The organism is Lactococcus sp. DD01, assembly GCF_001578715.1.
Taxonomy (GTDB): Bacteria; Bacillota; Bacilli; order Lactobacillales; family Streptococcaceae; genus Lactococcus; species Lactococcus petauri.
This window is the reverse complement of the sequence record NZ_KQ968939.1, coordinates 847,637-855,191: the sequence shown is the minus strand read 5'-3', so window position 1 is coordinate 855,191 and position 7,555 is coordinate 847,637. Positions and strand designations below refer to the sequence as shown.

Annotated in this window: 13 protein-coding genes; 2 read left to right on the top strand and 11 right to left on the bottom strand. The window is 35.8% G+C overall.

The features are described from left to right. The first annotated feature begins 148 nt into the window (after positions 1-148). Positions 149-565, top strand: coding sequence for a hypothetical protein (locus tag LACDD01_RS04140; RefSeq protein WP_061413312.1), 417 nt, complete (start codon positions 149-151; stop codon positions 563-565). After that, positions 562-849, top strand: coding sequence for a hypothetical protein (locus tag LACDD01_RS04135; RefSeq protein ID WP_061413310.1), 288 nt, complete (start codon positions 562-564; stop codon positions 847-849). Before LACDD01_RS04140 ends, LACDD01_RS04135 begins: the two co-directional genes overlap by 4 nt. 627 nt (positions 850-1,476) lie before the next feature. Here the strand turns inward: LACDD01_RS04135 and LACDD01_RS04130 are convergent. The 11 genes from LACDD01_RS04130 to LACDD01_RS04085 form a co-directional block, all read right to left on the bottom strand. Further along, positions 1,477-1,854 (bottom strand): hypothetical protein, encoded by a 378-nt coding sequence (locus tag LACDD01_RS04130; RefSeq protein WP_061413308.1) that lies wholly within the window; start codon positions 1,852-1,854, stop codon positions 1,477-1,479. A gap of 16 nt (positions 1,855-1,870) precedes the next feature. Next, positions 1,871-2,161 carry a hypothetical protein gene (locus LACDD01_RS04125; protein WP_061413306.1) on the bottom strand — a complete coding sequence of 97 codons (291 nt, stop codon included), beginning with the start codon at positions 2,159-2,161 and terminating at the stop codon, positions 1,871-1,873. Between the two features lie 90 nt (positions 2,162-2,251). Beyond that, positions 2,252-2,698 carry a hypothetical protein gene (locus LACDD01_RS04120; protein WP_061413304.1) on the bottom strand — a complete coding sequence of 149 codons (447 nt, stop codon included), beginning with the start codon at positions 2,696-2,698 and terminating at the stop codon, positions 2,252-2,254. A gap of 12 nt (positions 2,699-2,710) precedes the next feature. Further along, complete coding sequence (locus LACDD01_RS11815; protein ID WP_156468490.1) at positions 2,711-2,857, bottom strand: hypothetical protein; 147 nt, start codon at positions 2,855-2,857, stop codon at positions 2,711-2,713. A gap of 95 nt (positions 2,858-2,952) precedes the next feature. Further along, a complete protein-coding gene (locus LACDD01_RS04115; protein WP_061413302.1) occupies positions 2,953-3,600 on the bottom strand; it encodes a hypothetical protein in 648 nt (215 codons plus the stop codon). 269 nt (positions 3,601-3,869) lie between these two features. Further along, the gene (locus LACDD01_RS04110) at positions 3,870-4,295 is read right to left on the bottom strand and encodes a hypothetical protein (protein WP_197458028.1); all 426 of its coding nucleotides are present in this window, start codon (positions 4,293-4,295) and stop codon (positions 3,870-3,872) included. A 132-nt stretch (positions 4,296-4,427) separates the two neighbouring features. After that, on the bottom strand, positions 4,428-5,330 hold the full coding sequence (locus LACDD01_RS04105; RefSeq protein WP_061413298.1) for an ATP-binding protein: 903 nt from the start codon (positions 5,328-5,330) through the stop codon (positions 4,428-4,430). Continuing rightward, positions 5,331-6,218, bottom strand: a complete 888-nt coding sequence (locus LACDD01_RS11810; protein WP_156468489.1) for a phage replisome organizer protein — start codon at positions 6,216-6,218, stop codon at positions 5,331-5,333. Positions 6,219-6,230: 12 nt separating this feature from the next. Continuing rightward, positions 6,231-6,500, bottom strand: a complete 270-nt coding sequence (locus tag LACDD01_RS04095) for a hypothetical protein (RefSeq protein WP_061413296.1) — start codon at positions 6,498-6,500, stop codon at positions 6,231-6,233. Next, complete coding sequence (locus LACDD01_RS04090; RefSeq protein ID WP_061413293.1) at positions 6,484-6,855, bottom strand: hypothetical protein; 372 nt, start codon at positions 6,853-6,855, stop codon at positions 6,484-6,486. Before LACDD01_RS04090 ends, LACDD01_RS04095 begins: the two co-directional genes overlap by 17 nt. Further along, positions 6,852-7,409 (bottom strand): hypothetical protein, encoded by a 558-nt coding sequence (locus LACDD01_RS04085; RefSeq protein WP_231863377.1) that lies wholly within the window; start codon positions 7,407-7,409, stop codon positions 6,852-6,854. Before LACDD01_RS04085 ends, LACDD01_RS04090 begins: the two co-directional genes overlap by 4 nt. Positions 7,410-7,555: the final 146 nt, after the last annotated feature.

Here is a 7,555-nt window from a genome sequence, read left to right as displayed (position 1 = left end):
GATACTTCTCCAGTAATTAATCCTTGGGACCACATTGATGAAAGTCTTAATAATTTAGGGCAAGGTTGGGATGCAGCATTAGATAAAGTAAATAAAAGTAAGAACGGTATCCCTCCATATTCTCCTTATGGTAAAGGAGGAACTCCAAATGAGTAATAATGGTAAAATTGAAAAACATAATCTTATATTTCAATTAGCAAAATTGAGACGTCTGAGAGGTATTAGTGGTAAATTTATTTCTGCTTCTTCTCAATATAATAAGAGTGACCGTTATAAACTTTTTGATTTTATTCAAAAATCTTTAGAAAGTTTTATATCTAGTGAACTCCTTTCCTCAACCGTCCATCAGATAGCTTCAAATGCTTTTCAAAAAATCAATAATAATATTGAGGAGACAATAGGCACGCTTCAATACTTGGAAGAATGGATTGAAAAGCTAGACCCAACTAGTTTATCAGAAGCTGATAAATATTTTTCTGAAGTATATACATACGATGTTTATATGACATCATTAAATTATAATGAGTTTCTTGAAAAGTTGAGAAAAATAAAAAAGGAAGTATGAATAAAAAGACAATTAATTTTATATATGAGTTAGAACATTTTATGGACAGTGACTTGCTTAGCCAAAATGTATATTCCGTTTTAGGTAATGCAATAGAAATGCTTAAAGATGGACGTTTCACTAAGGAGCAATCGGAAAAATATATTTATGAATGGTTTGAAAAACTCGTATCTCAAAAACATAAATTTACAAAATCTGATCAGTTACTTTATGAAAAAATAAAACCAGTAAGGCATCGTCTGCCTGTCACTTTTAGTTTTCTTAGTTTATTCGGAGGAAAGTAGGTAGGTAATATATGCTCTTTTTGGATATCTAAACTAATAATAAAAAAATGTATATCTATGATATAAAGCACATTCCCTGACAAAAACTAGTTACGTTTTTAACTACGTTTAGTTGGAACTCATTATATGCTATCTAATGTAATGTGATTTTATAATAAATCTTATTATACGGTGACTCAAAGGGTGTACTTACAGGTACGCCCTTTAATATTGGTTTCACTTTTTTTGGAAACCAATATTCGGTTTTAAACATTTTTGTTCAAAACTTGATCTATTTTCTTTGCTGCAGCAATGTTCACTCAGCGCAATTTTGCGCTCGCCTCAACTTTCTGAAAGTTCATACCTTGATTTTTAACATGGACATTTTTGTCCAAACACACAAAATCAATATTTTCAGAAAAAATTTTAAAATAGCTCAAGGAACTTTTTCCCTCAGCAACATCTTTAAAATTAGCACGAGCCACTTTTGGCTTGAGTAAAATAAAAAAATTAGGACTGGTAATTTTTTACCTCTCTTTTTAGGGACGGAAGAAACGGAAGTTTTGCACCAAAAAACCCACAGTTTCGTGCTGTGAGCATTCTGTTGTATTTTAGATGAAATTGTACTATAGCATCAAAAAGCGCGTGCTACTGGCTTTTCTCAGCCTCCTGCATTGCTTCCTCAATAATATCTAATCTAACTTGAGTATCTTCTAAGTCAAGCCCCTTGTAAGCATTGTCGAGTATAGACTTTGCTGCACTAATACGCGCATAATCTGGTGCTTCTTGATCGCTCATGATTTCAGATAGGACGTTGACGGCTTCCATTGCTTTTCTCTGTAAGCTGGTAGTAACTTCTGACATCATACTGCGCCGTAGCTCTAAGAGCTGTTGATTGAATTCTGGGTCTTTTAACCAACGATAAGCAGTAGAAGCTGAGATTTCAGCTTTTTTTATTGCCTTTTCTCGTGTGCTTTCGGTCAGAAGACACTGCATGAATTTTTCTTTTTTAGTATTTCCTGCCATGTGGATTGCCTCCTTTCTATAAAATTAATCTATCTAGCAGTTTCTCAACTCGTTCGTCTTCCTCTTTAGTGTCACAACCAAACGCAAGAGTAATTACATATTCAAAAGGCTTTGAGCCTAGACCTGCTTTACGTTTAGCCTCGTCCCATTGTTTTTGAGTAGTGATATTTTTAAAACTAAATTCTTTGTTGCCTCTGGTTACTGAGTAATCATGCGTGAAGATAATTGTAGGATTAGATTTACTTTCGTCATTGTCATTCGTAACAAATTTCTTGCTTGCCTGCTTCAGCAAATTCTTTCTTTTCATTGGATAAATCCCCCTAATCTATGTTATTTTGTGTCATTTTCGGTCATTTAAGCTACAAAACCCAGTCAATTGACTGGGGTATTTAACTTTTTAAAGTGCAGCCGCATGATCCCGATAGTGAATATTCTTTTTGATAGTCATTTCTAGAATTTCCTCGATATCCGAAATGGGTAACGAACCGTAAAAATCTTTAACAATTTCGTTCTCGAATAATTGTACTGTCTCGATATATTTCCATTTCTCAGTGCCTAACAAGCCCATTTGCTTTTTGATACGTAAGGCCTTGTATGAGCGCTTAGGTAAGAAACCAGTATTAAGCTCATTTGCTGCGCCTGGGTCAATGATAAGGTCAATAGAGCCGTCTTCATTTGTACGTGAGATATTTTTGAAAATGACTTCTGGATAGTATGCTGTCAGTTTGCCAAAATCTTTAATTTGTAACTGATTTTCTTTGATTTCAGTAAGATTTTTATTTTGGATTTTATCGTATTCTTTAATCGGTACTGAGTATCCTGTTTTAGTTTTAAATGTTATCATGCTCGCGCCTTTCTAGTATTTCGCTTTAGGCTGCATAAATGCAGGTAGTTTTTTTGCTTCAGCTTTCGCTTTTTGCTGCTCAGATTTTTGTTTTTTCAATGCTTTATTTTCAGCCTCTAATTTAGCCATTTTGGTTTTCATTTCTTTGGTAATTGCCATTGTTGTATTTTCTCCGTATTCTATTTAGTTTTAAACTTTTTTCAGCAAAAGTATTGCTGTTGGATCTCTTTTTCGCATATTGATTACTCCTAACTTTATTCTTCTACTCGTCCCATGACACCTAGACTACCCTCAAGAATAGAGATAGCTGTTTGTACTTGGTTCATACTTACCGCAGTCTGTCCGCTGCGTAAAACATGGTTTTGAACCTCATGGAGTTTATTCAACATATCCACGTTGAGCTTATCTTCTACGGGTAGGCTGTCGTAAATTTCTTGGTCTGTCATTTCGCTTACTGGTTTCTCTGCCTGTGGCTGTACCAATTGAGTTGCACCCTCTTCTAATTCAAAGCCTAACAGCTCAGCAATTAAGTCTAAAGCATTCATATTCATGTCTGCCAAATCTGACTGTTTAATCACTGTACCGTCATCATAAGTAGGAATATGGTACGGATTGCCTGTAATCATGGAGTCATTCAAGCTATAAATATCTTGTAGCTGTTCTTTAATTGTGGTTGCTGGCAATGCTTCCTTAACTTCTGCAGTGATGCTTAACTCTGTCATTCCTAAGAGTTCAAAAAGACGGTCAAGCTCTTCACTTACCAATGAGCCGAATACTTCGAGATCTCCTGCTGAAAGTTCGTGAGCTTTAAAAGTCATGTCTTGCAAATCTTTGATAATTGATTTTATGTTTTCCTGTGGTTGCTCTGTGTGTTCTTGATTAAATTTAATAATATCTGTCATTTTTTGGTATCCTTTTCTATTTTCAACGTATTCTTTTCAACTCGCCCCACTTTTGGGGACACCTTTCTTGTTGGATCGCGTTCTCTCATGATTATGCCTTTCTGGTTTGGATATCGGTAGCGCGTGCGTATATGGCTATATTTCGCCTATTTTAGCGTTTAAAAGTCGGTCTGGTATAACATGTCTAAATAAGTTTTAAAACGTAAATTTGGGCGAGTATCGCTTATCAGTGTCCTGCAGTCACACGTTTCTCACTTAGACTAAAAAAATTAATCTTTCGTATCTGGGTAAATGAGATTCTTTTTGGTTATAACTTTAGAAAACTTGCTTTCAAACCCTTTTGGGATAATATAAAGTAGTGCTGCGTAACTATCTTTAAATTCTTTAGCTATATATTCTCGAACTTGAAAGCCGTGGTCATGTATTCCAGTGATGTAATGATAATTTGTTTTTGGTTCTTTATATATTTTGACATCAAATTTTTCGCCTAGCCTTTTTATTGTTGCTTTAGGAGGTGCTTCAATGTCTGGGATGCTTTGCTTTTTTATGCCATTTTGATTTAGAAATTTATAAAGACTACTTTTAGATATTCCAAACTGCTTGATTATTTGGGTTTGTGTCCTTCGCTCCACGAGATAAAGATTTATAATTTCATCTTTATGTTGATCCAGCATTTCTTGTTTATTTATTTTCATAAGTTTATTCTTAATTATCGTTTTAATTTGTACGTGAGCCATATAAGCGCCAAAAACAACCTTTTAAAGTTGCTTTTGGGTAAATTATACTAGGGAAGATATTAGGCTCTAAAAATAGCCTTATATGTCCTCTCAGCGCTTATCTTCAATTCCATTAAAATTAATGACACTGTCTTTCGAGTTCCGCTTTAATCGACTTACTATTTTTGGATTGTAGACAGTTCCTGGATCATCAAGATTAGTAGTAGTGATAATACTGTGATGTGCGTTGACTATGGCAAAGAGAAACTGCTGTACGTATTCGGTGGCTTGTTTCCCATTGAATGAGCTTTCACTGCCTAGGTCGTCTAAAATAACAAGGTCTGCGCTACGTATCAACGTCATTACGTTTTCTTCGGTCCAGTAGGTATGAGGCTTATTAAAACCTGCTTTTAATTTTCGGAACATCTCGTTGACGTCAAGAAATAAGATACGCTTGTTTACTCTGCGTTGTCGTGCCTGGTCATTTACCCATTGCGCGATTGCCATAGCCAAATGAGACTTACCAGCACCAGCTTCTCCCTTGAATATGGTATTGAACTCCTCGCCCTCAAGGTATCTTCGTGCTATCTCACAGGCTTTTTTTAGAGCTGCTTTTTCTTCAGGAGTGGAATACTTAAAGTTAGAAAAGTTAGCTTTCAGCATGGCTTTGTCTGCAACGATACTGTTTCTATCAAGGACAGCAGAAGTCTTTTCCTCGTGTTCTTGCTGCTTCTGATTAGCGGTTTTAGCATATTCAGTGATAACCATACCTTCATAAGACCTAAGGGCTGGGCTGTATCCCTTAGTGATTGGCTTAGAGCGTTGGATAATATGATTATTTAACTCACTAATATTGGTATCAATCACATTATCAGAAAGTTCTTTTTTAGAGATAAAATCTTGTATCTCATCATCAGTTATCACTCTAGAAATTGCACCTACACGCGCGTTATCAACCTTTTCAGCAGTTTCTGGCGAAAGGTCAAGCAGTCCACCTTTTGCGAGATTTTCCATTTACCAGCCCCCTCGATCATTGATATCTGTATTCAGTGTTTTATCTGGTTTTTTTGGTCCCCAGCCCCCGGGGTCGTTAATATCAGCATTTGGATCATATTTACAGAAAGGAGAATTAGCTTTATTCTGTTTTATTGGTACTTGGTACTCCTTGAATACTGCATTATCTAGGAACTCAAAAGCATTTATACTATATTGTCCGCTTTCATCATCTGGGCGATCAGACTTATAAAAGTTAATATAATTCTTTGCACCAGTAATAATCTGACTTTTTTCCATTTCTGAAAGTTTAATAAATGTTTGTAGAGCTAGTGACCTTTTATTGATATTCTTTTTAGCGAAGTTGATGAATAGGTCCATATAATTTTTAAATAAGATATCGTTATCTACTGAGGTTGTTTTTTCTGTATCTGGGGGTGCAGTCTGGTTGTCATCTGGTATACCAGACTCTCTATATATACTCGACTTACCTACCCTATCCTCTCCTAACCTTTCCTTACCTACCCTATCCTTACCTGGGTCTCCATAATGTATGACATCTTGTATACATTTTGTATACGAGCCATTTTTTTCAAGTGATAACTCGCTTTTTTCCTTTAGATATTGTGTTTCATTGTATCGATCTTTTGCAATATAATTATGGATTTTCCAATCTTTTATAACAATCACTCCACTATCAAATGGAATAATAAATTGCTTGGCTATAAGAATTTTAAAATCATCATCAGTTGCTCCACTGATTAACTTTATTATTTTAGGATTTCCAACAAAGCCGTCATCATCCGCGCTCATATTTAGGTAGAAGTAAAAAATTTTAGCTGTTGGTGGCATATCTATAAAAATATCTGTTTCAACAATTTTTTTACTAAACATTCGTCTTTGTGCCATTTTCTCCCCCTTTTATTCTGCTAATTGATCCATGAGCTGGTTAAATTGCTCCTCGGACACCCATACTGTGCGATCTCCGTCTTCAAGAATGGTTTCACGTAAGCCAGCTTTAACCAGCTTCTGATAGTAATTTTCATTGATTTTTAACTTACGTTTCAAGTCAGCTTTTTTCTTATATTTGATTTTGTCTGCCTGTTGCAGCTTAATATCAATCATCTTGTCTAATCGACTTAGAACTGATTGAGTGAGTTCCTGCTCAGCTTGTTCAGATAACAACCCCATTGTCGCCCTCCTTGGATAATTCTAAAATTGCTTGGTAAAGAGAAAACTCGTCCACTCCCAATTTCTTTTCAAGTTTTAAGACCTCTAATGCAGAAATTCGTCTTGATAGTGGGGTGTGCCGTATCATTTCATCAAGCTGTCGTGCTTCAAACTCGGATTGATTACCTAGAAAGATATAGTCTGCTGCTATAGAGTAAAACTGAACCAATGTTCTTAATGTTTTATGTTCAATATATGAGCTGTCAATTTCAAGTCCTGCTAATGTCTCAATTGGTATCAAAGTTTCACAAGAGAGTTCTTCGATGCTGAGGCGGTTGAGAGTGCGTAAATCTTTGAGTGTGTATCGTGACCTCATGCTACACCGCCTTTCTGCTTAGATGTGAGTTCAAGTACTGCCGTATTGAGCTTATTTATATCAATACTCAGTGCCTGGGCTAATTCGTGCATATCATTGCCTGTTAGTGCGCCGATATTGTCACGTTGTTTCTTACGTTGTCGTTCTTGTCTGACACCACGATTAAAGGCAATTTGATAGATGTTTTCATAAGCCCAAAATCTATGCCATTCGTCCCATGGCGAATTAGGTTTTATTTCTCGAATATCTTTTTCAACGAGTTCAGATAATAAACGTACTCCTTCTGGTGCACTTAAACTTTTATGTACTCGTTTGATTTCTTGCTTAACTTGGCAACGCTCCACAAAGCCATTGCTAACAGTCATTTTTACAGGAAATCCCAATTTATTCATTTTAAACCCACTTTCAGAAGTAGAAAGTAGAATAATATCTTCTTGCAGAAATCCTCTAATTTTTCCGTTTTTTGTTGTAATAAATTTGCGGTGCTTAGCTACAGCTTCGTTTTTCTTTATGATGTCGCTATAATCTGCTTTTGTCATATCCTTACACCTCATTCATATATCTAGCAAATGCTGTTACTGTATTAAATGTGCGACAAGTGCCTAGGTTCGTCCACACCGTCCATGTATGGGTATATGGGTTAAACTGTGCCTGTGCGCCTGCCTGCGTTCCATGAGTGGGGTATAATACGTCAATTGTC

Excerpts from the sequence above, each read along its gene's own strand:
- LACDD01_RS04115 (WP_061413302.1), bottom strand. The coding sequence starts at position 3,600 with ATGACAGATATTATTAAATTTAATCAAGAACACACAGAGCAACCACAG.
- LACDD01_RS04130 (WP_061413308.1), bottom strand. The coding sequence starts at position 1,854 with ATGGCAGGAAATACTAAAAAAGAAAAATTCATGCAGTGTCTTCTGACC.
- LACDD01_RS04125 (WP_061413306.1), bottom strand. The coding sequence starts at position 2,161 with ATGAAAAGAAAGAATTTGCTGAAGCAGGCAAGCAAGAAATTTGTTACG.
- LACDD01_RS04120 (WP_061413304.1), bottom strand. The coding sequence starts at position 2,698 with ATGATAACATTTAAAACTAAAACAGGATACTCAGTACCGATTAAAGAA.
- LACDD01_RS04110 (WP_197458028.1), bottom strand. The coding sequence starts at position 4,295 with ATGAAAATAAATAAACAAGAAATGCTGGATCAACATAAAGATGAAATT.
- LACDD01_RS11815 (WP_156468490.1), bottom strand. The coding sequence starts at position 2,857 with ATGGCAATTACCAAAGAAATGAAAACCAAAATGGCTAAATTAGAGGCT.
- LACDD01_RS04095 (WP_061413296.1), bottom strand. The coding sequence starts at position 6,500 with ATGGGGTTGTTATCTGAACAAGCTGAGCAGGAACTCACTCAATCAGTT.
- LACDD01_RS11810 (WP_156468489.1), bottom strand. The coding sequence starts at position 6,218 with ATGGCACAAAGACGAATGTTTAGTAAAAAAATTGTTGAAACAGATATT.
- LACDD01_RS04105 (WP_061413298.1), bottom strand. The coding sequence starts at position 5,330 with ATGGAAAATCTCGCAAAAGGTGGACTGCTTGACCTTTCGCCAGAAACT.
- LACDD01_RS04090 (WP_061413293.1), bottom strand. The coding sequence starts at position 6,855 with ATGAGGTCACGATACACACTCAAAGATTTACGCACTCTCAACCGCCTC.
- LACDD01_RS04140 (WP_061413312.1), top strand. The coding sequence starts at position 149 with ATGAGTAATAATGGTAAAATTGAAAAACATAATCTTATATTTCAATTA.
- LACDD01_RS04085 (WP_231863377.1), bottom strand. The coding sequence starts at position 7,409 with ATGAGGTGTAAGGATATGACAAAAGCAGATTATAGCGACATCATAAAG.
- LACDD01_RS04135 (WP_061413310.1), top strand. The coding sequence starts at position 562 with ATGAATAAAAAGACAATTAATTTTATATATGAGTTAGAACATTTTATG.